This is a genomic window from Sulfitobacter sp. G21635-S1 (assembly GCF_027213915.1).
Lineage (GTDB): Bacteria > Pseudomonadota > Alphaproteobacteria > Rhodobacterales > Rhodobacteraceae > Sulfitobacter.
In genome coordinates this window covers 216,071-239,515 of sequence record NZ_JAPWGV010000001.1, presented here as the reverse complement: position 1 = coordinate 239,515, position 23,445 = coordinate 216,071, and the positions used below count along the sequence as shown (strand labels likewise).

Below are 23,445 nucleotides of genomic sequence, written 5' to 3'. Positions count from 1 at the left end.
GACAGGGTATTCCCAGACCAGGAGACCCCATGATGAAACTCTACTACAAACCCGGCGCCTGCCCCCTTGCCAGCCACATCGCGCTTTACGAAACCGGTGCGGCCTTTGAAATCGAGGCGGTCGATACCGATACCGGTCGCACGGAATCCGGCGCGGATTTTCGGGCGATCAACCCCAATGGTTACGTGCCGGCCCTCCGGCTTCCTGACGGGGCCGTTCTGACCGAAGGTGCTGCAGTTCTGCAGCTGATTGCTGATCGCCATCCGGAGGCCGGGCTGGCACCGGCGCCGGGGAGTTTCGACCGCGCCCGTCTGCACGAGGCGCTGAACTGGATTTCCGCCGAACTGCACAAGGCCTTTGGCCCGTTGTTCCGCGCAGGCACCACCGAGGACGAACAGGCCGCCGCCCGCATCGCGGTCGGAACGAAATTCGATCGGGTAGAGGCCCAGCTCTCGGATGGCCGCATCTGGCTCGTGGCCAACCAATTCTCGGTCGCTGACGCCTACCTCTTTGCCGTGGCGAACTGGGCAAACTTCACCGGGATTGAACTGTCGAACTGGCCGAACCTTGCCGCGCTGGTCGATCGCGTGGCTGCCCGGCCTTCCGCCCAAAAGGCGATGAAAGCCGAAGGATTGATCCAGTGAATCCCGTAGAACACCACCGCATTGCAGAGCTGATGGAGGTCTATTTCGAAGGTCTGCATCAGGCGGACAGCAGAATGTTGCGCCGGGTCTTTCATCCGCAACTGGCCTATGTCTGCGCCACCGAGGGCGACGAGCTGTATCTCGACCTTGAAACCTACATGACCCGCATCGACGGGCGCGAGCCGCCCGCCCGGCGCGGTGATCCGCGCGACGAGGCGATCCTTGAGATTGCTTTTGGCAGCCCCCGCCTGGCCCGCGTTACCGCGCGCATGAGCATGATGGGGCGCAGCTATCTCGACCACCTGACACTTGTTCCGCATGACGGTGCATGGTGCATCGTGACCAAGGTCTTCACTTACCTGCCGCGAGAGGACTGACCCATGCCCTATGTCAACATCAAGATCACCCGCGAAGGCGGTCCTGAAGGAACCGGCCCTTCGGCTGAGGAGAAAAGCCGCCTCATCAAGGGCGTCACCGATCTGTTGCAGGAGGTCCTTGGCAAGGACCCCGCGACGACATTTGTCGTGATCGACGAGGTCGCGCTGGATGACTGGGGGATTGGCGGGTTGCCGGTGCCGGATTATCGGCGGCAGCAGGGAAGCCCCGCCTGACCGCAGCCTATGGCCTGTCAGCAGTGGCTTCGTGCATTCACCGTATAAAAACCACTATGCGGTTAATAATTGCGCTTGCCGGAATTAATTGACACGACTAGGGTGCGGGGGAAGAGGAGACCCCATGAAAACCAACGAAGGCGTTATCAACACATTCATCGAGGCCGGGATTACACGCGGATTCACGCTGCCCGGCCTTGGCATCACCTGGTCGCTGCCGGCCTTTTACGACCGCCAGGAGGAGTTCGAGCTTGTGCTTGCGCGCTCGGAGCAAAGTGCCTCGGTCATGGCCCAGGTGGCGGGCAAGCTGACGGGAAAGCCGGGGGTGCTGATGGCGCAGGGGCCCTTTGCCACCAGCACGGGGGCCTTCGGGATACTGGAGGGGTATTTCTCATCCTCGCCGATGGTCGTGATCACGGATACCTCCTGTTACGACGGCTTCGCGCAGCATGGTGTTTATCAGACCATGACGGGTGATTACGGCGCCGGTGATGCCTTTGCCGTGCTCAAGACCATGACGAAATACGCCACTTACGCGACCACGCCGACCGAGGCGGTCTATGGCACCCAGCTTGCGATCAAACATGCGATGACGCCCCGGCAGGGACCGGCGGCGATGATCATGCGGACCAACATCATCCGCGAGGAGGTGCCGGAAGACGCCCGTGCGCGGCTTTATCCGACCGAAGGCTACCTGCGGCGCACGCCGATGGTGCCGGACCGCAAGGCGTTGCAGGCCATTGCCGAGGCGCTGGCAGGGGCGAAGGCGCCGGTGATCATCGCGGGCAACGGGGTCTATATGAGCCGTTCGGGCGAGAAGCTGCAGCGCTTTGCGGAAGCGCAGGGTGTTGCCGTCGCGTCGAGCTATCATGGCAAGGGTGTGATCGACGAGACCTGTCCGATTGCGGTCGGGATGATGGGCAACTGGGCCTCTGCCTCTGCCAACCGGATGGTACAGGCGGCGGATGTGATCCTTGTTCTGGGGTGCAGCCTGGGGCCGGAATACACGCGGTTCCGCGATGCGCAGATGATGCGGCCCGGAGATCAGACGATCATTCAGGTGGATACCGATCCGCATAACGCGGGCTGGGTCGTGCCGGTGGATATGGCGGTGACGGCGGATGTGGCCTATGTGCTGAATTTCCTGCTGGGGGTCGAGGAGCCAAAGGCGGGCGTTGTTGACGGGCGTCTTCGCCGGATTGCGGCGATCCGGGAACAGAACGATTATGGCGTGCTGCCGGAGTACAAGACCGCGCCGGGGACGGTGCATTATGCCGACATCATGCGCGGTCTGGGAGGATTCCTGGAGGCGCAGGACCTGCTGACGCTGGACGCCGGGACAAACCGGATCTGGGCGACCTCGCGCCTGCCGCTGCGCCATCCGCATCAGCTGGTCGCGCCCGGTGGGATCGGCGGCATGGGGTGGAGCACGCCCGCTGCAACCGGGGCCAAGATCACCTGCCCGGAAAAGCGGGTGACCGGGCTGATCGGGGACGGTGGTTTTGTGATGACGATGGATGCCGTCGCCACGGCGGCAGAACAGGGGATCGACGTGGTCTATGTTGTTGCGAACAACGCCGGGCTCGGGATGGTACGCGACAATCTGGGCAACCAGCGGATCGGTGTCGATTTCATGGATCATGATTTTGCCAAGGTTGCCGAAGGGCTGGGCGGTTCGGGGCTGACGGTGACGGAAGCCGACCAGATGGGCGATGCCCTGCGCGAGGCGCATGGCCGGTCCGGGCCGGTCGTGATCGACGTCAAGGTCGACCCGGCAGCCAGCCACCGCGATTGTTCGGACTATGGCGATCTGATGGATCCTGCGACGCTGAAGTGACCTTTGGCCGGGGTTGATGCGCACCTTCGCACAAGACACGCGAATTCATATGGGGTAATGCAGGCCCCATGACAGATGCAAAGAAACCCAAACTCACCGCCAACCGGCGGGGCAGACCGCGGCAGGACATGGGTGCCGCGGCCCTGAACGACGACCGGCCCTTTGTCACCTCGCTGGCGCGGGGCCTGTCGATTCTGCGGGCTTTTCAGGCCGAGGACATGGTGCTTGGCACCCAGGTCATCGCGGAACGGACGGGGCTTCACAAGACAACCGTGTCGCGGTTGCTGGGAACGCTGACCAAGCTGGGATACCTGCGGTATCTGCCGGAATATGGCAAATACGCCGTTTCAAACCAAGTTCTGACTCTGGGTTTCGCCGCCATCGGGCGGTTCGGTTTCGCCGAGATGGTGCGGGGCCATATGGAGAAGATCGCCAGCGGTGGCGATTGTGCCGTTGCGCTGAGCGTTCGGGACGAGCGCGACATGATGTTTGTCGAGCTGATCCGCAAGCCGACGGCGGTGGCGCTGAACCTGAATGTGGGGTCACGTATTCCGCTGGCGCTGTCTGCACCGGGGCGTGCCTATCTGGCCTTTGCGGAGGGGCAGGAGCGTGAACGCGCTTTTGCCGATCTGGCAAAGCTCTATGGCGACAGCTGGGAGGAGCGGGTGCGCCCGGATTTGCAGGCCGCGCTCGACCGTTTTGTGACGCAGGGCTATGCCGACAGTTTTGGCGACTGGAACGCCCAGCACAACGCCATCGCAGTGCCGGTGCGCGAGCCCTTGACCGGTGACATCTATACCATCAGCGTCGGTGGCAATGCCGCGCTGCTGCCGCCGGAAACTCTGCGCGCACAGCATCTGCCGCAATTGCTGAGCGCGGCACAGGCGATTTCCACCCTGGGCGGTCGGGTGCATTGAGGCGGGTCAGCCGGACCGCCTGAAGCGGGACCGAAGCAGCGGCCAGAGCAGGATTGCCGCTGTCACCGCAAAGAGCGCCAGTGCGATGGGACGCTCCAGGAAGGCCAGGACATTACCGTCCGTCAGGATCAGCCCCTGCCGCAGTGACATCTCGATGGTTGGTCCCAGGACCATGCCGATCACGATGGGGGCCAAGGGGTAGGAGAGGTAGCGCAGGAGGGCACCGCCGACCCCGGCGGCAAAGGCCACCCAGATGTCGAAGGTGCTGCCATTCACCCCATAGGCACCGACCGTCGAGATGATCAGGATCAGGCCGATCAGGATCGGTTCCGGGATTCGCAGGATGCGGGTGAACAGCGATGCGCCAAGGGCACCGGTGGCGAACATCACCAGATTTACCAGGATCAGGCAGAGGAAGATCGCATAGATCAGATCGAGGTGGTTGGCGAAAAGCTGCGGACCGGGGGCGATGCCCTGTACCACCAGCGCCCCCAGCATCACTGCGGTCACGGGGTCGCCCGGAATGCCGAGGGCGAGGGTCGGCACCAGTGCGCTGCCGGTCACCGCGTTGTTTGCGGATTCGCAGGCGACCAGCCCGTCGGGCTCGCCCTTGCCGAAATTCTCCTGCCGTTTCGAGGTGCGCCGCGCTTCGGAATAGGCGATGAAGGCGGCGGTGGCGGCCCCGGTGCCGGGCAGCGCACCAACGAAAGAGCCGATCATCGAGCCGCGCAACAGCATCCCCAGCCGGATGCGCCATTCCCGCCAGGGCGGCACGCGGAAGCCGACGCGCATCTCGGCGGGATCGGGCTTGTCGCCGTCAAGATTGAGGACTCTCAGGAACATCTCTGAATAGGCGAAGATACCGACAATGACAGGGATCAGCGCAATCCCGGCGCTGAGTTGGAAGCTGCCGAAGGTATAGCGCATGTCGCCGGTCACAGGGTCGACGCCGATGGCGGCCAGCATCAGCCCGATGCCGCCCGAGACCAGCCCCTTGGCCATCTGCCCGGAGGAGACACCGGCGATGCAGGTCATCGCGAAAAGGCCGAGGGCGAAATATTCGATCGGGGTGAATTGCAGGGACAGGGCCGCGAGCGACGGGCCCGCGATGATGAAGATCGCGACGGAGAACAAACCACCAAGGGTCGAGGCCACGGTGACCCAGCCGAGCGCGAGATCGGCATCACCGCGCCGCGCCATCGGGAATCCTTCGAGCGCGGTGGCCGCCGCCTGGGGCGTGCCCGGCGTGTTGAGGATGATTGCGGTGATGGAGCCGCCATAGACCGAGCCGCAATAGACGCCCAGCATCAGCGCGATGGAGGGGATCTGCGGCAGGGAGAAGGTAAAGGGCAGGGCCATGGTCAGCCCGATGACGGAACCAAGCCCCGGCAGGACGCCCACGACAACGCCGACGATGGTGCCGCAGATGATGCAGACCATGGTCAGCGGGGTGGCGATCTGGGCCGCGGCGGTTATCAAAAGCTCCATCGTGATCCTATCTCCGGCTGTTCAGAAGCCGATGTCGAAGGGGCTGGCAGGAAGGATGATCAGGAACACCCGCTCGAACAGGAGCCAGACGGCGATGCTGTAGACCAGCGCGACGGCCACGATCGTGACCCAGGTGCGCCGGCCCAGCAGCAGCGGCACGGCGATCCCGAAGAGGATGCTGGCGATGAGGAATCCGGCGAACTGGATCAGGGCGCAATAGGCGGCGGTGGCCAGCACCAGCGACGCCACCCGCCAGGTCGGGCGCGGGCCGTTTTGCACGGCACCGCGCGGAGAAAAGACATTTGCCAGCAGGAAAGATTCCGCGATCAGCAGGAAGATCAGCACAAGGCGCGGGAAAAAGTAGGGGCCGCGTCCGGCGCTGTTTTGGGCAAAGGCGCTGACCTCGCCGAAGGTGAGCATGAGGAAGACCGCAGTGACCGCCACGATGCAGAGTGCCACGACCCGGTCCGCGATGATCGTGGACCGGAAGGGCGGGCGAGACGTCTTTTCCATCAGGTCGGGTCCTCCTGCCCAAGGCGCTGCCGGTCGATCCTGGCAGCGCCCCCGGTTCACTTCGAGAGCAGACCGGCCTTCTCAAGCAGGACGCGGTTTGTCTCGTATTTCTCCCGCACGAAAGCGGTGAACTCCACTGAACCCATATAGGCCGAGGGCTGTTTGACCGCTTCCATGCGTTCCTGGAACGGTGCGGAATTTACCGCAGCTTCACAGGCCCCTTCCAGGCGGGTGACGTCTTCCTCCGTCAGACCCTTGGGCGCGACGATACCGCCCCAGATCGGGAAGTCGAGATCATATCCCTGTTCGGCCGCCGTGGCGAGATCGGGTTGTTCCTTCAGACGTTCGGATTGCAGCATCGCCAGCGACTTCAGCTGTTCGGCGTTGCTGCTGAAGAAGGAGACATGCGGGATGAAGACATCGGCGGTGCCGTCCAGCAGCGCCTTGAGGGCGGGGCCGTCGCCGTTCACCGGCAGATAGGTCATTTCGATGCCCGCCGCTTCCGCCAGGGCCAGCCCCGCGATATGCGGCACGGAGCCGATGGCCTGTACCGCGAAGGTCACCTCGCCGGGGTTTGTCTTGGCGTGGCTCACCATCTCCTCAAGCGTGGAGAAGGGTGCATCCTTGGCCACGGCGATGACGGTCGGGGCGGAATAGGCGAGGCAGATGTAATCGAAACTGTCGATGTTGTAGGGGAGGGCGCGCAGATGCGGCTGCGTGGTCAGCGGACCGACCGGCGCCATGCCAAGCGTGCGTCCATCCGCGCGGGCGCGGGCGACTTCGCCGACACCCAAAGTGCCGCCGGCCCCGGCGGTGTTCTTGACGACGATATTGGCGTCAAGCGCGTCGGTCAGGCCGGATTGCATGGCGCGGGTGGTGATGTCGGTCCCGCCACCTGCGGCGAAGGGCACGACAACGGTGACCGGGCGATTTGACTGCGCCGATGCGCCGGTCGCAGCCATTGTCACGGCGATGGCCGATGCGACCCCTGCCAGAGTTCTAATTGCATTGCGTTTCATACGGCCCTCCCAGACTCGTCCATTTTCCATTTCACCGCAGCCTTCTCCTCTTTACTGCGGTCGAATGTTTTGTATAACGGGATTATGTAAGATATAATGAAATATGCAAGAGCCAATTTGAGCGGCTGTGGGGAGTGAGAAAGATCGCATGAAACGTATGTCGGGACGTACCGCACTGATCACCGGCGCGGCGGAAGGGCTGGGCAAGGCTGTCGCCGCGCGCTTGTCGGAGGAGAGCGCGCGGGTGGTCGTGATCGACCGGGACGCAGCAGCGATCAAACGCGCTTCGGCTGAACCGGATATGGCGGATGTCACCTTCCGCCAGGTCGACATGATGGATGGCGATGCCCTTGCCGCAACACTGGCAGAGATCGAAAGCGCCGGCTTTGACGTGGATATTCTGGTGAACAATGCAGGCGGGTCCCTGCACACGCCGCGCGACTTCTTTGAGGAGACGGATGCCCATTGGGATCAGGTGATGGGCCTGAATGTCACCGCTGCCGTGCGCACCCTGCGGATGATCTTGCCGGGCATGAAACGGCGCGGTTATGGGCGGATCGTCAACCTGGGGTCCAAGGCCGGGCGCTATGGCAGCCTGTTCACCGGGGCCAATTACGTGGCGGCAAAGGGTGCCATCCAGTCCATGACGCTGCAACTGGCGCAGGAATTCGGACCCTATGGGATCACCTGCAACGCGGTCTGCCCAGGTGCCATCCACACCCCCCGCGTCATCGGCCTGCTGAAGGAGCGGATGACGGATGACGAACAGCAGGCGGTGCTGGACACCATCCCGGTGCGCCGCGCGGGCCGGGTGGAGGATGTGGCCGCCGCCGTTGCATTTTTCGCAGCGGACGAGGCCGGGTTTATCACCGGGCAGTTGATGGATGTGAACGGCGGGCAGGGGATGTCGTCGTGAGTTGTGCGACAGCATTCCGGTTGCCCCTGACGATTGGTCCGATCCTGGTGACGGGCGGCGCCGGATTTCTTGGCCGCGCCCTGACACAGGCGCTTGTGGCCGAGGGGCATCGGGTTGTTGTCAGCGATTTGCGACTGCCGGACGAAGCGCAGCGTGTGACGGGAGCGACCTATGTCCAGAACGACGTGCGCGACGGCGCGGCGGTGATGTCGCTGGTCGAGACTCAGGGCATTGCTGCCATCGTCCATCTTGCCGCCCTGGTCATTCCGGCCTGCCGGAAGGACCCGATGCTGGGCGCCGAGGTCAATGTTCTGGGCCATATCAACCTGCTGGAAGCCGCCCGCCGCGCCGGGATCAGGCGACTGGTCTATACCAGTTCACTTGCCGCGCGGCCGCGCGGGCCGCTGGACAGCCCGGCCAACCTCTATGGTGTCTACAAGGCGGCCTGCGAGGATATCTCGAAGGTCTACCTGATGGACCACGGCCTGCCCTCCGTCGGGTTGCGGCCCAATGTGGTTTACGGCCCCGGCCGCGTCGAAGGTGAAACGGCGGCCATCAGCCTAGCCATGCGCGCGGCGGCGAGAGGCGAGCGTTTCGAAATCCCCTTTACCGGGCGCATGTGCTTTCAGCACGTCGATGAGGTGATCGAGATCTTCAAACGGTGCCTTGCGGCGCAGAATGATACCGCTGTTGTCAGTGACCTGACAACAAAAGTGCATTCCATCGGCGATGTGCTTGCCGCGATCCGCGCCTGCGTGCCGGAGGCAGATGTGCACGCAGCGCCCTCCTTGAGGGCCGCGCCCGACGGGTTGGACAACAACCCGCTGCGCCGGCTTCTTGGCAATTGGAAGAGTGTTTCGCTGGCTGAGGGAACGGCACGAACGATCGCGCGCTGCAGGGAGGCGGCGGTTGCAGGCCCTCTGCGTTAAGGATTGAAAGATCAGACCGGGATCAGGCGGCAGTGAGCCAGACCACAAATTCCGCGCCCTTCGGCTCAAGATTGCGCACAGTGATGATCCCCCCTGCGCGCTGCACCAATGTCTGCGAGATCGACAGGCCCAGCCCGGTGCCTTCGCCGCGTTTGGTCGTAAAGAACGGATCAAAGACCGATGCCAACAGATCCTCCGGCACGCCGGAACCAGTGTCCCGCACGGCCAGGGCAGCGCCTGACACGCCATCGCGGGTTTCCGGGTAGAGATGCAGGGTGATCTGCCCCTGCTGGCCCATGGCCTGGGTGGCATTGACCACCAGATTGACGATCACCTGCTGCACCTCGCCTGAATCCGCGCGGACCAGCGGGATGTCCTCGAACTCACAGATCACATCGATGTCGCCGCGCGAAATCTGATGGTCGACCAGAACAAGGCAATCCTGCACAATTGGCCGCAGGTCTATCCCCTCGTGATAATCCGAAAAATCCGAAGGGGCGGCGAATTTCAACAGCTTGCCGACAATCACTTCGATCCGCGACACCTGTTTGTCGATCAGCGCCAGTTCGGCCTGCACGGGTTCTGCCGCATCCCCCAGCGTCTGCCGGATCACATCCACATTCCCCAGGATCACCGCCACGGGATTGTTGATCTCATGGGCCACGCCGGCAGTGATTTCACCGATGGAGGCCAGTTTTTCGCTCATCACCAGTTGGCGGAAAGTCTGTTCCAGTTTTTCATTCGCCTCGCGCAGTTCGGCGGTGCGTTGATCGACCCGCTGGTTCAGCTCCTCGTTCCAGCTGCGCAACCGGCGGTCGCGGTCCTGTACCTGTTCCAGCAGGCTGTCCAGGTGATGCGCCACTTCGCCGATCTCGCCCTTTGCGCCAACGGGGCCGATGCGGGCGGAAAGCTCGCCCTTGCCGACCCGGCTCATGATCTGGGTCATGCGTTCCAGCGGCGAAAAGATCCCGCGCGCCATCCACAGGAAGACCGGCACGGATAGCGCCAGCACCGCCACAAAGGCGGCCATCATCCACAGAAAGGCCTCCCGCTTGGCCTGTTCGAAAGGCGCTTCGAGAAAGCCGACATAGAGCATGCCGACGCGGTCACCGAAACTGTCGGTGATCGGCAGGTAGCCGGAAATATACCAGTCGTTCACGACAAAGGCGCGACCCAGCCAGGTGCGCCCTTCGGTCAGCACCCCGGCGCGGACCTCGGCAGAGACCCTTGTGCCAAGGGCGCGCACGTCCTCGAACAGGCGCACATTGGTCGAGATGCGCACATCGTCGAGAAACAACGTGGCCGTGCCCTGCCGGTCCCCGCCTGTTGTGGCGTTGAGATAGACCAGATCGTTTATGGTATCTATGAAATCGAGGTTCCGGTTCAGCAGGGTGCCGCCGACAAGAATGCCGCGATGGCCCGGGATGGTCACGGGGCTGGCGGCATGAACTACCATGCCCCGGTTCTCGACCGCGCGGGTGGTCGGCACCGCGGCGGGGGTTTCGATCAGCGGGACAACCGCGCGTTTTGCCAAGTCGGGCGACAATCGGGTCAGGGTGTCCTGGGCAAAGACATCAATCTGCGTCGCGCTTTGCCCGGCGGCGGCCTGGGCGATGACCGGCCAGGCCTCTTCCTGCTCTGCGATCCGGTCATCGGGCAGGTAATACAGAAAATCGAGGCCCAGCCGGACCCGGGTCTGGTCAAAATAGCTTTCCCGGTCTGCTGCCGAACTGTTCATCAAGCTGTTGAACTCAACCGAGGCGACCACGGCATCCAGCTCGTCTCCGGTCTTGGCCAGCAACCGTGCGAGGTATTGGCTGGCGATTTTCAGGTCGCTTCCGACATTGGCGTTCAAGACCTTGTCGTAATCGGCAGTCCAGCGGGTCATGCCGAGCAGCAGCAGGAGCGGCATCAGCACGATCAGCGGCGTCAGGGCAAGAATGAGAAGGCGGAGGCGAACGGATGTCATCGATCTTTCCATAGGGTTCCCGCCTGTCCCGGCCTCACTGTCAGGCAACAAAGATCACCACATCATGATCTTGCGCAAGGTTTTGCAAGGGCGTGACCCGCCGCGCGGCAGGTGGCAGAGCATGAAACCCCTTTGTCAGAGACCAGTATAGGCCCGAAAAGGGAAGGGCGGCACGGTTTCTTGCGGTGGTCTTGTTTCAAATGCGTGATCCCGGCCATTTTGTCTACCCATGCGGGTGGGATCGAATTTCCTGTGGTCACTCTGTCCTGCGGGCTTTTTTCCCCTCGCGCGGGGGTGGAAACGGGTGACATGACCTGACAAGGTTGCGCGAAGAAGTCGGGGGGGCCATCACCATATGGTCGATTTATGGAGCGGTCTGGCGCAAGCCTTCTGGCTGGTCGTGACGCTGGATGGCGAATTGGTCGAGATCGCGCTGCGGTCGCTGCGGGTGACGCTGAGCGCGCTGGCCGTGGCCTGTGTGATCGCGCTGCCGCTGGCGGCCTTTGTCGCGGTGAAACGGTTCCGCGCGCGGCGGTTGGTGATTGCCATCCTGAACGCGCTGATGGGGCTGCCGCCGGTGGTGGTGGGGCTGATTGTCTATGTGTTCCTGTCGCGGTCCGGTCCGCTGGGGGTGATGGGGCTGCTGTTCACACCCACGGCGATGATCATCGCCCAGACCATCATCATCGTGCCGCTGATCGCCTCGATTGCCCATCAGTCGATCCGCGACCTTTGGCAGGAATACCATGACCTGCTGATCTCGATGAATGTCACCCAGGGGCAGAAGATCCGCACGCTGCTGTGGGATTGCCGCCGCGCCCTGCTGACCGCTGCGCTGGCCGGATTTGGCCGCGCGATCGGTGAGGTCGGCGCGATCATGATCGTCGGCGGCAACATCGACCATGCGACACGGGTGCTGACCACGGCGATTGCGCTGGAGACCGGCAAGGGCGAATTCGCGCTGGCGCTGGCCCTTGGCTTTGTGCTGATCGGGTTGGCGGTGGCGGTCAATCTGGCGATCCACTGGCTGGGCCGGACCGAACGTGAGGGGGCATGGTGATGGAATTGTTCCCGATGCAGGCCAGAGGAATTGAAAGCCGCAGGCACGGGCAGGTCCTTGTCGGGCCGGTTGATCTGAGGCTTGAGGGGCAGGGGGCCTGCGTAGTGATCGGGCCGAATGGTTCCGGCAAGACGACCCTGTTGCGCCTGTTGCACGGCACCGCGCGGTTGTCGGCGGGGCGGATCGACTGGGCCTGCTCGACCGAGGAAGCGCGCCATCATCAGGGCTTTGTCTTTCAGCGGCCGGTGATGCTGCGCCGCACGGTGATGGAAAATCTGGCCTTTCCGCTGCGTCTGCGCAAGGTCCCGGCGGGTGAGGCCCGCGCGCGTGCCCGCGACTGGGCCGCGCGGGTGGGGCTTGAGGGGATGCTGGAACGTCCCGCGCCGGTTCTGTCAGGGGGAGAGCAGCAAAAGCTGGCCCTGGCGCGGGCGCTGATATCAGAGCCTAAAGTGCTGTTTCTTGACGAACCCTGTGCCGCGCTCGACGGTCGCGCCACCCGCGAGATCGAAGAGATCCTGGCAGCTGCGAAATCCAACGGAACGCGGCTGATCCTGTCCACCCATGACATGGGGCAGGCGCGGCGGCTGGCAGATGATGTGCTGTTCCTGCTGGGCGGGCGCATCCATGAAAGCGGTCCGGCAGAGACATTTTTCAACCGGCCCGAAACGCCACAGGCGCGGGCTTTTCTAAGAGGAGACATAGTCGAATGATGAAACACTTTGCAGTGACGCTGGCCGCGCTGGCCATCGGCACCGCCGCTCAGGCGGCGGATGTGATGAAAATGGCGGTGACGACGTCGTTCAACAACTCGGGGCTGGCGGATGTTCTGCTGCCCGAGATCATGAAGGATCTGGACCTTGAGGTGCAATTGCTGGTCGTGGGCACCGGTCAGGCGATCAAGCTGGGCGAGGCGGGCGACGTGGACGCCATTCTGGTCCATTCGCGCAAGGCCGAGGAGGCCTTTGTCGAGGGTGGCTATGGCACCCATCGCACCGAGATCATGTATAATGACTTTGTGTTCATTGGCCCCGCCGAAGATCCCGCTGGCATCAAGGATGCAGATTCTGCGGCAACGGCGTTGACGGAAATTGCCGGGGCCGAGGCCCCCTTTGTCAGCCGTGGCGATGACAGCGGCACGCACAAGAAAGAGCTGTCGCTGTGGAAAGCGGCGGATCTGGACCCTGCGGGCTTTGGCGAATGGTACAAGGCCGTGGGGGCCGGCATGGGGGCTGCGCTGAACACCGCGTCGGGCATTCCGGCCTATATCATGTCGGACCGCGCAAGCTGGCTGAATTTCGGCAACAAGGGCGATCTTGCGCTGCTGTATTCGGGCGATCCGGTGCTGTTCAACCAATACGCCTATCTGCCCGTGAACCCTGAAAAGCACGCCCATGTGAAAACCGAACTGGCGGGCAAGCTGGAAACCTGGCTGACATCGGAACGCGCGGCTGAATTGATCAACGACTACAAGATCAACGGCGAAACCCTGTTCGTGTTCAACGCCAAAGCCGCGGAATAAGCCCGTATCAGAGACAGATCGCGCTCCTGTGATGGGGCGCGATGCTATTCCGGCAGGTCGCCGTGAATGGCGAACTGTTCCAGCCCGGCATCCTGCGGCTGGATCACGCGAAAACTTTCGCGCACTCCTGCGTCGGTCAACTCGCGCGCCACGGTCAGCAGGGTGTTCGCATCGTGGTCGGCGCACATATCCATCATCTGCGCCAGCTCCTCGGCGGCGACGGGGCGGGCGGCCTCCACGTCCGGTGCGCCATAGTAGGTGACGAAATGCTGCGCCAGCATCTCGGTCAGCGTCGCAACCTCGGCGGGCTCCACCTGCGTCACTGCGACGAATGTCACGCGGCCGAAGGTTTCAAGACCCAGCCAGCCGTTGGCAAAGGCCTGCCGCGCCTTGCCGGTCAGGTCGCCCTCGGTCCAGTCGGAGAATTCGAAGCCGCCCGACACGCACCATTCCCCGGTTCGCGCGGGGCTGGAAAACACGTTCATGTCGCTTTCGTCGAAATGAATCGCGCGGGCAAGTTTGCGCAGGTCGGGATGTGTCACGGGCTGGGCTCCAATATGGCGGTCAGCGGGATCAGATGGGTGGTGTCGGCGTCGCGCAAGAGCAGGCCAAAGTGCTCATCAACGCCAAGGTAGGTGCCGGTCTTGCCGCCCTGGGTTGTTTCCTCCCCGATGCCACAGGCCAGCCCGCGCCATGTGCTGTGCAGCGGGGCCACGCCCTCGCCGTCCCAGCGGCTGATCCAGTGCAGGCAGTGGCGCGCCCAAGCCTCGACCAATGCAGGCGGGGAGACCTCCGCGCATCCTTCGGCATATAGGGCGGTCTGATCGGGGCGCAGGCCGGTTTCGGCAAGGTCGGGATCGTCCGGCGGGTACAGCGGCAAGGTGAAGCCCACAACCAGCCAGTCGGGCACCGCGTCGGGGTCGGTGGTCGAGGCCATGCAGCGGAACCGCCCGCAGGAAGCATTGTTGATGCGAATGCCGCCGTCCCAGTCCAGATGCACGGCAATCTCGGGCGGGGCCAGCGCGCCCAATGCGTTCTGAAAGCCGATGCCACAGAGCGGCAGCATCGCCATCGCGTCGCGCAACGGCACCTCGGGAGCAAAGACCAGCGCCGCCTCGACCGTGTGACCGGCCAGCGCATAGACAACCAGCCCCGCGTCACAACCCGCCGCCGCACGTTTGGCGGCGTGGGCAAAGGCTTCCGCCGCCACGGGTTCACCCCACATCAGCGGGGGGAAGCGCAGCGCCTCGCTCATGCGGCGCCGCTTTCGATCAGCTGCTTTGCGATGGCCTGAAAGCTGGCCGCCTGTGCGCTGTCGGGCTGGCTGACGGTGATCGGCGCGCCACCGTCCGAGGCAAGGCGGATCTGCAGGTCCAGCGGCACCTCGGCCAGCAGGGGCACGCCCATCTTGGCCGCCTCAGCCGCCACGCCGCCGTGGCCGAACACATGTTCCTCATGGCCGCAGTTGGTGCAGATGTGCGTGGACATGTTTTCAATCATGCCGATGATCGGCACCTTGAGCTGGTTGAACATATCAATGCCCTTGCGGGCATCCAGCAGGGCGACATCCTGCGGGGTAGAGACGATGATCGCCCCGTCAACCTGCGCCTTTTGCGCCAGCGTCATCTGCACGTCGCCGGTGCCGGGGGGCAGATCGACGATCAGCACATCCAGCGCGCCCCATTGCACCTGCGTCATCATCTGTTGCAGCGCGCCCATCAGCATCGGGCCGCGCCAGACCACGGCCTGATCCTCGTTGGTCATCAACCCGATCGACATCATCGTCACACCGTGGTTGCGCATCGGCAGGATCGTCTTGCCATCGGGCGAGGCGGGCCGGCCGGAGACGCCCAGCATCCGTGGCTGGCTGGGGCCGTAGACATCGGCATCCAGCAGGCCGACACGCCGACCCTGTTGCGCCAAGGCGCAGGCCAGGTTGGCGGATACGGTGGATTTGCCCACCCCGCCCTTGCCCGAGGCGACGGCCAGGATACGGTCGATGCCGGGGATTTTCTGCGGGCCTTTCGGCTCGGCGGCACGCTGCGGCTTCAGGTCGGGCGGCGGGGCCTTTTCGCTGTGGCCGGTCAGCACGATGGAGACTTTGCCGATGCCATCGACCTGCGCCAGCGCGGCCTCGGCCTGTGCTTTGGCCTCGCTGTAGGCGGCGGCCTGGGCGGGCGGGATCTCCATGACAAAGCGCACCGCGCCCGTGGCATCCACGTTCAGCGCGCGCATCACGCCGCTGGCGACGATGTCGGTGTCGGTCGCCGGATCATTGACGGTCTTGAGCGCGGCCAGAACCGCCTCCCTGCTGGCTGGCACTTTTTATTCCTGCTCTGCTTCTGGGGCGGTGATGGTGCCGCTGACCTCATGGGTCAGGCCGAGTTCGGGGATGGTGATCACGGCCTTGACCGGCACGGACTGTCCCGCAACGGCCCCCTCGCGCATGGCCTTTTCGATGGCCTGCTGAGAGGTCACGCCGACCTGTTTGAGAAACTTGCGCATCGACATGTTGAAATCATCGCTCATGTGGGGCTCCTTTGGTTCTGGGAGAGGGGGCGGATCAGTGATCGCGCCGTTTGGAAAGGTAATCATCGGTGGTGCGGGGCCGGGGGCGCTCACCACCCGCCAGCGGGTTGTCGGTGGCATGATACTGCGCGTTGATGCGGCAATCATCACACATCTGGATCATGCGCAATTTGCCTTCGTCAGCAAACATCGAATGGTTGCGCAGCTTGTCGGTGATCCGGTCGATAGTGGATTTGACGCCAAAAAGCGTGCCGCATTCGACGCAGGGGAAGGGCTCCTCCTCGTGCAGCACGCGCTGTTCCAGTGCGGCACCTGTCAGGTTCAGCTGAGGGGCCAGGGTGATCGCATCTTCGGGGCAGATGTTGGCGCAGAGGCCGCATTGCAAACAGGCGTCTTCCTGAAAGCGCAGTTGCGGCAGGTCCGGGTTGTCCCCCAGCGCGCCGGAGGGGCAAAGCGAGACGCAGGACAGGCACAGGGTGCAGGCCTCGCGGTCAACCAAGACGGCCCCATAGGGTGCGCCTGCGGGCAGGGGCAGCACCTCGGCCTCCGGGTGCAGGGCACGGGCGGCCTGGCGGGTGATCTGGCGGCGGGTGCCCATGGGTCGGACCGGTGTGGCCACCGGGGCAGGGGCCGCGCTGTCGTACAGCGTGTCGGACATGGTGTCCGGGTCGGGCGTGTCGATCAGCAGCACGCGGGTGTCACCCGCAATGGCGCGGGCCAGTGCGATTTGCGTTTCAATCGCGTCGCGGTCGGATTTTGGACCCAGCAGCAGGCTGACCTCGGCAAAACCGGCGGCCAGCGCCGCCAGCGCCTCGGCATGACCAAAAGCCGCCAGCGCGGGCAGGGCCATGGGGATCACATCGGCAGGCAAGCCGCGCCCGTGGCGGGCCGACAGGCGGATCATCTCGGCCCCGTGGCTGTCGTCATGTACCATCAGGCGCGGGGCGGTGCCGCCCGCCTCCAGATAGGCGCGGGCCAGTGTCTGCACCCGCAGCATGGTGAAATCGACCGGCGGCGCGTCATAGCTGATGGCACCGGACGGGCAGGCGGCGGAACAGGCGCCGCAGCCTGCACAGATCATCGGATCGATGCTCACATGATCGCCGTCAGGCGTGATCGCCCCTGTCGGGCAGAGGTCCAGACAATTGGTGCAGGCGGTCTGCCCGGCGCGGCTGTGGGCGCAAAGCAGGGGCTCGGTACGCACATAGAGCGGCTTTTCAAAGGTGCCTACCATATGTGACGCGGCGAGTGTCGCGGCGGCCACTGCCGGAGGATGCGCAGGATCGGCGCGCAGGTAGCCTTCGCGTTTCTCGGGGGCGGGAAACAGTGGCTGGCCGCCGCGCAGATCGAGGATCAGATCACATTGGCTGACAGCCCCGTCCCGGGGCGCGCTCAGCCGCAGGGGCCCGCGGCCGGTGGGATCAACCTGTTGCAACGCGTCAATCACCACTTCGAATTGCCCCAAAGCGCCTTTGGCCCGGCGCAACCTGCCGGTGATGACGTCATAATCGCGGGTGTCCGGCATCTCTGCCGCGTCCTCAAGCAGCAGGGTAACGCCCAGAAAATCCTTGAGCTGTTCTGCCGCTGCAAAGGCCACATCACCCTGCCCAAGGATCAGGCACAATCCCTGTGAGGCAACATCGAGCGATTTTTCCACCGGGGCGGCCAGCAAGGCCTCGGCGGCGAGGGCGGACATTTTGGGCAGTTTCGACGCCGGGTCATCGGACCATCCGGCCCGGTCGCGCAGGTCCAGCAGGGGGGCAGGGGGCAGGCCCAGCTCATCTGCCAGTTCGGCAAATACCCGTGCTTCCTGGGTGCAGCATAAAATTGCATCCCCCGCCTTCAGGGCCTTGGCCGCGACATCAATCTGGCGGGTACACAGGGCGGAACAGGCTGCGGGGACCACCAGACCGGTGGCTTTGGCAAGTGCGGGGGAATCGATGGTCTGAGAGCCTTCGCAATCACATGTTATCAATGCCTTGGCCATGGATTTTCCCTTGTTGGGTCTGCGATTTCAGGGGCGCCGCTGCCGCTGATCAGGCCCTAGGCTAGACGGCTTTCGGCCACCGCCACAACCGCAATTTTCCAAGCCCGCGTCCGCAGCTGCGGTGCATGAGGAAATGCCGCGCAGCAGCATCGCATCGGGGTGATTCGTTTTCGGGTGCAGCATTATTTTCCTATAAAAACAGTCAGGTTGGACAATTCGTCCAAGAGGCACAGCAAGGGCCAGGTTGGCGGGCCAAACTGTCTGGCGACACAGGTTTTTCCGGCGATCCCCCTGTTTGACCTTCACAGGGGGCGGGCGGCTGGCGAAGGATGGTGAAAGGGAGGCGCGACTTGATTCACAATCCAGCCATGTACCGGACAATACCACTGGGTATCGTGCTGCGGCGCGCGCCCGGTGTGACCCGTTGGGCCAGGTGGAGCTGGAAGGCGACGGCTGTCCTGCCCGGCGCGCCGGATGCATCCTGGCGTGTGCTGCGCGAGAGTGACGGGACCACGGAATATCACGCGGCCACGGTGCCGCTGGACCTGCATGGTGCGGAGACTGAAGCCTATGTGCATGGGCTGGGGGCAGAGGTGCCTTGCGTCTATGTGGTGATGCGCCCGATTGCGGGCGCGCAGGATCACCCCTTTCAGATCCTGCTGGTCACCGCATCGCCCTATGAGGCGCAGGATTACTGCGACAGCGCTGAAGAGGTGGTTGAAAAGGTTGCCATGCCCGAGGGGCTGGAGGCTTGGGTCCGCGAATTTGTGGACCTGTTCCACGAGGAAGAGGCCTTTGTGAAGCGGCGGCGGAACAAGCAGACCGAAGGCGCCCGGCAGGATGGTATCGGCGATCCGCGTATCCATACGGGTGCGGATGTCTATGCCTCGCCGGGGCTGAAACGGGGGCGTGTCCTATGAGCGGTTTCTGGGATCGTCGCCGTGCTGCCGTTGCCGCCGAGGCGCAGGCCGAAGTTGCAGCCGCGCAGGAACAGGCGGCACAGGCGCAGGAAGCCAGCCTTGCCGCGCGCGATGACGACGAATTGCTGGCGGAACTTGAGCTGCCGGCACCGGAGGATCTGGTCGACGGCGAACAATTGCGGGCGTTTCTGCGGGCGCAATTGCCGCAGCGGCTGAAGCGGCGGGCCTTGCGCGCGTTCTGGCGCAGCAATCCGGTTCTGGCCTGTCTGGACGGGCTGAACGACTACGATGATGATTACACCGCCGCCGCGACGGCGGGGAAGGCCGTCAATACGCTTTATCAGGTGGGCAAGGGATTTGCCGCGCCGCTGACCGAGGTGCTGGACGGCATCGCACTTGAGGAAGAGCCAGAAGGTGAGGCGGCATTCGCCGCGCCGGTCGACACGCTGTCGGTGCCGGATGTGGTGCCACCCGCCGCCACATCGCCGGTCGCGACAGAGGTGCAGGCATTGGGCGATCAGGATGAACCTGACGACATGGTAGACAGCCCTGCGCCGGTCCTGCGGCGGATGCGGTTCAGTTTTGCAGCGGATGCGGAAAGCACAGGCGTATGAACCAGATGACATCCTCCCCCCTGCCCGAAGAAGACCGCCTGCGCGCGGACCTGTATAATTTCATCGGTTTGATCCTTTCTGGTCCGCCGGACCAGATGCTGCTGGGCCAATGCAGTGAATTGCAGGGGGATGGCACCGAGCTGGGGCAGGGGTTTGTTGCCCTGTCCAAGGTGGCACGGCTGAGCAAGCCCGCCGCCGTGGAAAGCGAATTCAACCGGTTGTTCATCGGGCTGGGGCGTGGCGAATTGCTGCCCTATGCCAGCTATTATCTGACCGGATTCCTGAACGAGAAGCCCTTGGCGCTGCTGCGGCAGGACATGGCCGCGCGCGGGTTGGCGCGGGCGGACAATGTGTTCGAGCCGGAAGACAATATCGCATCCCTGATGGAGATGATGGGCGCGATGATTGTCGGGCGGTTCGGTGTGGCAGCGTCGCTGACCCAGCAAAAGACCTTCTTTGGCAAACATATTGCGCCCTGGGCGGGACATTTCTTTGCCGATCTTGAGGGGGCGAAGAATTCGGTCTTTTTCGCGCCCGTGGGCAAGATCGGGAGGGCCTTCATGGAGATCGAGGCCGAGGCATTTCGACTGAGTATCAACTGACGGCTGGCAACGAACCAGCGCGAAACCGAGACGTAAAAGAGGAGGCATTGATGACACGCAAACCTGACGCGAAGCCCGAAAAGGCGGTCCGCAAGGACAGGCGAGACTTTTTGAAATTTGCGGGCACCGCCGCGCCATTGGCCGCCGTTGCCGTCGCCACCGGCGGGACCGAGGCCGGGGCCGCAAGTGTTCCGGATCTGTCATCGGACAAGATGCAGGACACCGAACACACCCGGGCCTATTACGCCAGCGCCCGTTTCTGACGGCGCCACCCATCGATGGCCCGGCACCGGGCCATGGACACCGGCACGCGCAGCACCCGCGCCCTGCCATCCATTAGCCACCAGATGCGGGTCTGATCCCGCGTTCAGGGAGTGAAGATATGTTGAGGAAAAAGACCAACGGTGTTGCACGTAGCGCCCAACGGGGGAGCATCCTGTCGGATGTCGCCCGTTCCAGGATCGACCGCCGTGCGTTTCTGCGCGGGTCGGGGCTGGCGATTGGCGGGCTGACGGCGATTGCCGCCACAGCAGGCAGCGTCAAACCGGCAACGGCGGCTTCGGCTGCGGGAACTGGCGCGATCGAGATCAAGAAATCCGTCTGCACCCATTGTTCGGTCGGCTGTACGGTAATTGCCGAAGTCTCGGGCGGTGTCTGGGTCGGGCAGGAGCCGGGATGGGACAGCCCCTTCAACCTTGGCGCCCATTGCGCCAAGGGCGCGTCGGTGCGCGAACACGCCCACGGCGAACGCCGCCTGAAATACCCGATGAAGAAAGTCGGCAGCGAATGGCAGCGCATTTCCTGGGAACAGGCGATCAACGAGATCGGCGACAAGATGATGTCGATTCGTGACACATCCGGCCCCGACAGCGTCTATTGGCTGGGCTCGGCGAAACACTCCAACGAACAGGCCTATCTGTTCCGCAAGTTTGCCGCCTATTGGGGCACCAACAACGTGGATCACCAGGCGCGTATCTGCCATTCGACGACCGTGGCGGGTGTTGCGAACACATGGGGCTACGGCGCCATGACCAACAGCTACAACGACATCCACAATTCCAAGGCGATCTTCATCATCGGCGGCAACCCTGCCGAAGCGCATCCGGTCTCGCTTCAGCACCTGCTGAAAGCCAAGGAACAGAACAACGCGCCGCTGATCGTCTGCGACCCGCGCTTTACCCGCACGGCGGCCCATGCGGATGAATTCGTACGCTTCCGGCCCGGTTCGGACGTGGCGCTGGTCTGGGGCATTCTCTACCACATCTTCGACAACGGCTGGGAGGATCAGGAGTTCATCCGCACCCGTGTCTGGGGCATGGACGAGATCCGCAAGGAGGTGGCCAACTGGACACCCGACGAGGTCGAACGTGTCACAGGCGTGCCCGAGGCGCAGCTGAAACGCGTGGCCCGCACGCTGGCCAACAACCGTCCCGGCACCGTGATCTGGTGCATGGGCGGCACGCAGCACACCAATGGCAACAACAACACCCGCGCCTATTGCATCCTGCAGCTTGCGCTGGGGAACATGGGTGTGGCCGGGGGCGGCACCAACATCTTCCGCGGCCATGACAACGTGCAGGGGGCAACCGATCTGGGTGTTCTGGCCGATACGCTGCCGGGCTACTACGGATTGTCCGATGGCTCATGGGCGCATTGGGCGCGGGTCTGGGAAGAAGACCTGGATTGGCTCAAGGGCCGGTTTGCCACGATGAAAGGCGCCGACGGCAAAGATGTGCCGATGATGGGGCTGACGGGCATTCCGGTGTCGCGCTGGATCGACGGCGTGCTGGAAGCGCGCGAAAATCTGGAACAGCCCGACAATACCAAGGCGATGGTGCTTTGGGGTCATGCGCCCAATTCGCAGACCCGCCAGAAGGAAATGAAAACGGCGATGGAAAAGCTCGACCTGCTGGTCGTGGTGGACCCCTATCCAACCGTCTCCGCCGTTCTGCACGACCGTACCGATGGCACCTATCTGCTGCCTGCCTCGACGCAATTCGAAACGTCGGGCTCTGTCACCGCGTCGAACCGGTCGCTGCAATGGCGCGAAAAGGTGGTCGAACCGCTGTTTGAATCGCTGCCGGACCAGACGATCCTGTACAAGTTCGCCGCCAAGTTCGGCTTTGCGGACCGCATGTTCCGCAACATCGAGGTGAACGGGGAGGAACCGCTGGTCGAGGATCTGACCCGCGAGTTCAACCGCGGCATGTGGACCATCGGCTATACCGGTCAAAGCCCGGAACGGCTGAAGATGCACATGGCAAACCAGCACACCTTCGACAAGACCACGCTGCGGGCCAATGGCGGCCCGGCGGATGGTGATTTCTATGGCTTGCCCTGGCCAAGCTGGGGCACGCCCGAGATGAACCACCCCGGCACGGCAAACCTCTATGACATGTCGCTGCCGGTGGCCGAAGGCGGTTTGACCTTCCGCGCCCGGTTCGGGGTGGAACGCGACGGGGACAACCTGCTGGCCGAAGGCGTCTATTCCAAAGGGTCCGAAATTCAGGATGGATACCCTGAATTCACCATGCAGATGCTGATCGACCTCGGCTGGGATGGTGATCTGACACCGGAGGAACGCAAGTCCATCGAAATGGTCGCGGGCTACCAGCGCCCGGAGGACGCCGGAGAAGGCACCGAAGAGGTGGGGGAAACCTCGCAACAGGGTGAAATGCCATCGGACTATGTGGAGGCCGTTGGCGGTGTGAACTGGAAGACCGACCTGTCGGGCGGCATCCAGCGCGTCGCGATTGCACATGGCTGTGCCCCCTTCGGCAACGCCAAGGCGCGCTGCGTGGTCTGGACCTTCCCCGATCCCGTGCCGCTGCACCGTGAACCGCTTTACAGCAACCGCCGCGACCTGGTGGCGGATTATCCGACCTATGACGACAAGACATTCTGGCGGGTGCCGACGCTCTATGCCTCCATCCAGAAGAATGACTTTTCGCAGGACTTCCCGATCATCCTCACCTCCGGCCGCTTGGTCGAATACGAGGGCGGCGGGGATGAAACGCGGTCGAACCCCTGGCTGGCCGAGCTGCAACAGAACATGTACATCGAGGTCAACACCCGTGATGCCAACAATCTGGGCGTCCGCGACGGTGCCGACGTCTGGGTCGAAGGCCCGGAAGGCGGGCGGATCAAGGTCATGGCCATGGTCACCGAACGGGTGGGCGAGGGGGTAGCATTCATGCCCTTCCACTTTGGCGGTCACATGGAAGGGGTCAGCCTGCGGGACAAATATCCCGATGGGGCCGATCCGATCGTGCTGGGGGAATCCACCAACACGGTACAGACCTATGGCTACGATTCAGTCACCCAGATGCAAGAGACCAAAGCGACTCTTTGCAAAATCATGCCAGCGTAAG

The 23,445-nt window shown here is 63.6% G+C and carries 24 protein-coding genes; 15 read left to right on the top strand and 9 right to left on the bottom strand.

Annotated features, from left to right (window positions below; translation table 11 throughout):
* Positions 1–29 precede the first annotated feature (29 nt).
* From gstA to O4H53_RS01135, 5 genes are all read left to right on the top strand, one after another.
* Positions 30–644, top strand: a complete 615-nt coding sequence (gene gstA, locus O4H53_RS01155) for a glutathione transferase GstA (RefSeq protein WP_269360692.1) — start codon at positions 30–32, stop codon at positions 642–644.
* The gene (locus tag O4H53_RS01150; RefSeq protein WP_269360690.1) at positions 641–1,021 is read left to right on the top strand and encodes a nuclear transport factor 2 family protein; all 381 of its coding nucleotides are present in this window, start codon (positions 641–643) and stop codon (positions 1,019–1,021) included. The genes gstA and O4H53_RS01150 overlap by 4 nt, the downstream gene beginning before the upstream one ends.
* Positions 1,022–1,024: 3 nt before the next feature.
* Entirely contained in the window at positions 1,025–1,255 is a 231-nt protein-coding gene (locus O4H53_RS01145) for a tautomerase family protein (RefSeq protein WP_269360689.1), read from the top strand.
* Between the two features lie 124 nt (positions 1,256–1,379).
* Positions 1,380–3,092 carry a thiamine pyrophosphate-binding protein gene (locus O4H53_RS01140; protein ID WP_269360687.1) on the top strand — a complete coding sequence of 571 codons (1,713 nt, stop codon included), beginning with the start codon at positions 1,380–1,382 and terminating at the stop codon, positions 3,090–3,092.
* Between the two features lie 68 nt (positions 3,093–3,160).
* On the top strand, positions 3,161–4,009 hold the full coding sequence (locus O4H53_RS01135; RefSeq protein ID WP_269360685.1) for an IclR family transcriptional regulator: 849 nt from the start codon (positions 3,161–3,163) through the stop codon (positions 4,007–4,009).
* A gap of 6 nt (positions 4,010–4,015) precedes the next feature.
* Here the strand turns inward: O4H53_RS01135 and O4H53_RS01130 are convergent, their stop codons facing one another.
* From O4H53_RS01130 to O4H53_RS01120, 3 genes are read right to left on the bottom strand one after another with little or no spacing between them, the layout of a single operon-like run.
* Positions 4,016–5,497, bottom strand: a complete 1,482-nt coding sequence (locus O4H53_RS01130; RefSeq protein ID WP_269360683.1) for a tripartite tricarboxylate transporter permease — start codon at positions 5,495–5,497, stop codon at positions 4,016–4,018.
* A 21-nt stretch (positions 5,498–5,518) separates the two neighbouring features.
* Positions 5,519–6,010, bottom strand: coding sequence for a tripartite tricarboxylate transporter TctB family protein (locus O4H53_RS01125; RefSeq protein ID WP_269360682.1), 492 nt, complete (start codon positions 6,008–6,010; stop codon positions 5,519–5,521).
* Between the two features lie 56 nt (positions 6,011–6,066).
* The gene (locus O4H53_RS01120; protein WP_269360680.1) at positions 6,067–7,029 is read right to left on the bottom strand and encodes a Bug family tripartite tricarboxylate transporter substrate binding protein; all 963 of its coding nucleotides are present in this window, start codon (positions 7,027–7,029) and stop codon (positions 6,067–6,069) included.
* A gap of 148 nt (positions 7,030–7,177) precedes the next feature.
* Between O4H53_RS01120 and O4H53_RS01115 the strand changes: the two genes are divergently transcribed.
* Both O4H53_RS01115 and O4H53_RS01110 read left to right on the top strand, forming a co-directional pair.
* Complete coding sequence (locus tag O4H53_RS01115) at positions 7,178–7,945, top strand: SDR family NAD(P)-dependent oxidoreductase (protein ID WP_269360678.1); 768 nt, start codon at positions 7,178–7,180, stop codon at positions 7,943–7,945.
* Complete coding sequence (locus O4H53_RS01110; RefSeq protein WP_269360676.1) at positions 7,942–8,874, top strand: NAD-dependent epimerase/dehydratase family protein; 933 nt, start codon at positions 7,942–7,944, stop codon at positions 8,872–8,874. The genes O4H53_RS01115 and O4H53_RS01110 overlap by 4 nt, the downstream gene beginning before the upstream one ends.
* 22 nt (positions 8,875–8,896) lie before the next feature.
* Here the strand turns inward: O4H53_RS01110 and O4H53_RS01105 are convergent, their stop codons facing one another.
* Entirely contained in the window at positions 8,897–10,843 is a 1,947-nt protein-coding gene (locus O4H53_RS01105; protein WP_269360674.1) for a sensor histidine kinase, read from the bottom strand.
* Positions 10,844–11,198: 355 nt separating this feature from the next.
* Between O4H53_RS01105 and O4H53_RS01100 the strand changes: the two genes are divergently transcribed.
* The 3 genes from O4H53_RS01100 to O4H53_RS01090 are packed head-to-tail and all read left to right on the top strand — an operon-like array spanning position 11,199 to position 13,422.
* A complete protein-coding gene (locus O4H53_RS01100) occupies positions 11,199–11,903 on the top strand; it encodes an ABC transporter permease (protein WP_269360672.1) in 705 nt (234 codons plus the stop codon).
* On the top strand, positions 11,903–12,613 hold the full coding sequence (locus O4H53_RS01095) for an ATP-binding cassette domain-containing protein (RefSeq protein WP_269360670.1): 711 nt from the start codon (positions 11,903–11,905) through the stop codon (positions 12,611–12,613). Before O4H53_RS01100 ends, O4H53_RS01095 begins: the two co-directional genes overlap by 1 nt.
* Entirely contained in the window at positions 12,613–13,422 is an 810-nt protein-coding gene (locus O4H53_RS01090) for a substrate-binding domain-containing protein (RefSeq protein WP_269360668.1), read from the top strand. Before O4H53_RS01095 ends, O4H53_RS01090 begins: the two co-directional genes overlap by 1 nt.
* A 44-nt stretch (positions 13,423–13,466) precedes the next feature.
* Here O4H53_RS01090 and O4H53_RS01085 read toward each other — a convergent pair whose 3' ends face one another.
* From O4H53_RS01085 to O4H53_RS01065, 5 genes are read right to left on the bottom strand one after another with little or no spacing between them, the layout of a single operon-like run.
* Positions 13,467–13,964: a DUF6505 family protein gene (locus tag O4H53_RS01085; RefSeq protein ID WP_269360666.1), complete on the bottom strand. Its 498-nt coding sequence runs from the start codon at positions 13,962–13,964 to the stop codon at positions 13,467–13,469.
* Positions 13,961–14,677 (bottom strand): biotin/lipoate--protein ligase family protein, encoded by a 717-nt coding sequence (locus O4H53_RS01080; protein WP_269360664.1) that lies wholly within the window; start codon positions 14,675–14,677, stop codon positions 13,961–13,963. Before O4H53_RS01080 ends, O4H53_RS01085 begins: the two co-directional genes overlap by 4 nt.
* Positions 14,674–15,744 carry an Mrp/NBP35 family ATP-binding protein gene (locus O4H53_RS01075; RefSeq protein ID WP_269360663.1) on the bottom strand — a complete coding sequence of 357 codons (1,071 nt, stop codon included), beginning with the start codon at positions 15,742–15,744 and terminating at the stop codon, positions 14,674–14,676. The genes O4H53_RS01080 and O4H53_RS01075 overlap by 4 nt, the downstream gene beginning before the upstream one ends.
* Before the next feature lie 3 nt (positions 15,745–15,747).
* Positions 15,748–15,951, bottom strand: a complete 204-nt coding sequence (locus O4H53_RS01070) for a DUF6494 family protein (protein WP_114276803.1) — start codon at positions 15,949–15,951, stop codon at positions 15,748–15,750.
* A 34-nt stretch (positions 15,952–15,985) separates the two neighbouring features.
* Positions 15,986–17,938: a 4Fe-4S binding protein gene (locus O4H53_RS01065; RefSeq protein ID WP_269360661.1), complete on the bottom strand. Its 1,953-nt coding sequence runs from the start codon at positions 17,936–17,938 to the stop codon at positions 15,986–15,988.
* Between the two features lie 368 nt (positions 17,939–18,306).
* Between O4H53_RS01065 and O4H53_RS01060 the strand changes: the two genes are divergently transcribed.
* The 5 genes from O4H53_RS01060 (at position 18,307) to O4H53_RS01040 (ending at position 23,444) form a co-directional block, all read left to right on the top strand.
* Entirely contained in the window at positions 18,307–18,858 is a 552-nt protein-coding gene (locus tag O4H53_RS01060; RefSeq protein WP_269360660.1) for a DUF3305 domain-containing protein, read from the top strand.
* Positions 18,855–19,472, top strand: a complete 618-nt coding sequence (locus O4H53_RS01055) for a DUF3306 domain-containing protein (RefSeq protein WP_269360659.1) — start codon at positions 18,855–18,857, stop codon at positions 19,470–19,472. Before O4H53_RS01060 ends, O4H53_RS01055 begins: the two co-directional genes overlap by 4 nt.
* Positions 19,469–20,074, top strand: coding sequence for a TorD/DmsD family molecular chaperone (locus tag O4H53_RS01050; protein ID WP_443069503.1), 606 nt, complete (start codon positions 19,469–19,471; stop codon positions 20,072–20,074). The genes O4H53_RS01055 and O4H53_RS01050 overlap by 4 nt, the downstream gene beginning before the upstream one ends.
* A gap of 50 nt (positions 20,075–20,124) precedes the next feature.
* Positions 20,125–20,337 (top strand): twin-arginine translocation pathway signal protein, encoded by a 213-nt coding sequence (locus O4H53_RS01045; RefSeq protein WP_269360657.1) that lies wholly within the window; start codon positions 20,125–20,127, stop codon positions 20,335–20,337.
* A 119-nt stretch (positions 20,338–20,456) separates the two neighbouring features.
* Positions 20,457–23,444, top strand: a complete 2,988-nt coding sequence (locus tag O4H53_RS01040) for a formate dehydrogenase subunit alpha (protein ID WP_269360655.1) — start codon at positions 20,457–20,459, stop codon at positions 23,442–23,444.
* The last annotated feature ends 1 nt before the right edge of the window (position 23,445 follow it).

What these genes read in the sequence shown, in the direction of transcription:
- O4H53_RS01090 (WP_269360668.1), top strand. Translation starts at nt 12,613, where the DNA reads ATGAAACACTTTGCAGTGACGCTGGCCGCGCTGGCCATCGGCACCGCC.
- O4H53_RS01045 (WP_269360657.1), top strand. Translation starts at nt 20,125, where the DNA reads ATGACACGCAAACCTGACGCGAAGCCCGAAAAGGCGGTCCGCAAGGAC.
- O4H53_RS01120 (WP_269360680.1), bottom strand. Translation starts at nt 7,029, where the DNA reads ATGAAACGCAATGCAATTAGAACTCTGGCAGGGGTCGCATCGGCCATC.
- O4H53_RS01115 (WP_269360678.1), top strand. Translation starts at nt 7,178, where the DNA reads ATGAAACGTATGTCGGGACGTACCGCACTGATCACCGGCGCGGCGGAA.
- O4H53_RS01145 (WP_269360689.1), top strand. Translation starts at nt 1,025, where the DNA reads ATGCCCTATGTCAACATCAAGATCACCCGCGAAGGCGGTCCTGAAGGA.
- O4H53_RS01135 (WP_269360685.1), top strand. Translation starts at nt 3,161, where the DNA reads ATGACAGATGCAAAGAAACCCAAACTCACCGCCAACCGGCGGGGCAGA.
- O4H53_RS01130 (WP_269360683.1), bottom strand. Translation starts at nt 5,497, where the DNA reads ATGGAGCTTTTGATAACCGCCGCGGCCCAGATCGCCACCCCGCTGACC.
- O4H53_RS01070 (WP_114276803.1), bottom strand. Translation starts at nt 15,951, where the DNA reads ATGAGCGATGATTTCAACATGTCGATGCGCAAGTTTCTCAAACAGGTC.
- O4H53_RS01095 (WP_269360670.1), top strand. Translation starts at nt 11,903, where the DNA reads ATGGAATTGTTCCCGATGCAGGCCAGAGGAATTGAAAGCCGCAGGCAC.
- O4H53_RS01050 (WP_443069503.1), top strand. Translation starts at nt 19,469, where the DNA reads ATGAACCAGATGACATCCTCCCCCCTGCCCGAAGAAGACCGCCTGCGC.
- gstA (WP_269360692.1), top strand. Translation starts at nt 30, where the DNA reads ATGATGAAACTCTACTACAAACCCGGCGCCTGCCCCCTTGCCAGCCAC.
- O4H53_RS01080 (WP_269360664.1), bottom strand. Translation starts at nt 14,677, where the DNA reads ATGAGCGAGGCGCTGCGCTTCCCCCCGCTGATGTGGGGTGAACCCGTG.
- O4H53_RS01040 (WP_269360655.1), top strand. Translation starts at nt 20,457, where the DNA reads ATGTTGAGGAAAAAGACCAACGGTGTTGCACGTAGCGCCCAACGGGGG.
- O4H53_RS01140 (WP_269360687.1), top strand. Translation starts at nt 1,380, where the DNA reads ATGAAAACCAACGAAGGCGTTATCAACACATTCATCGAGGCCGGGATT.
- O4H53_RS01065 (WP_269360661.1), bottom strand. Translation starts at nt 17,938, where the DNA reads ATGGCCAAGGCATTGATAACATGTGATTGCGAAGGCTCTCAGACCATC.
- O4H53_RS01055 (WP_269360659.1), top strand. Translation starts at nt 18,855, where the DNA reads ATGAGCGGTTTCTGGGATCGTCGCCGTGCTGCCGTTGCCGCCGAGGCG.
- O4H53_RS01125 (WP_269360682.1), bottom strand. Translation starts at nt 6,010, where the DNA reads ATGGAAAAGACGTCTCGCCCGCCCTTCCGGTCCACGATCATCGCGGAC.
- O4H53_RS01105 (WP_269360674.1), bottom strand. Translation starts at nt 10,843, where the DNA reads ATGACATCCGTTCGCCTCCGCCTTCTCATTCTTGCCCTGACGCCGCTG.
- O4H53_RS01100 (WP_269360672.1), top strand. Translation starts at nt 11,199, where the DNA reads ATGGTCGATTTATGGAGCGGTCTGGCGCAAGCCTTCTGGCTGGTCGTG.
- O4H53_RS01060 (WP_269360660.1), top strand. Translation starts at nt 18,307, where the DNA reads ATGTACCGGACAATACCACTGGGTATCGTGCTGCGGCGCGCGCCCGGT.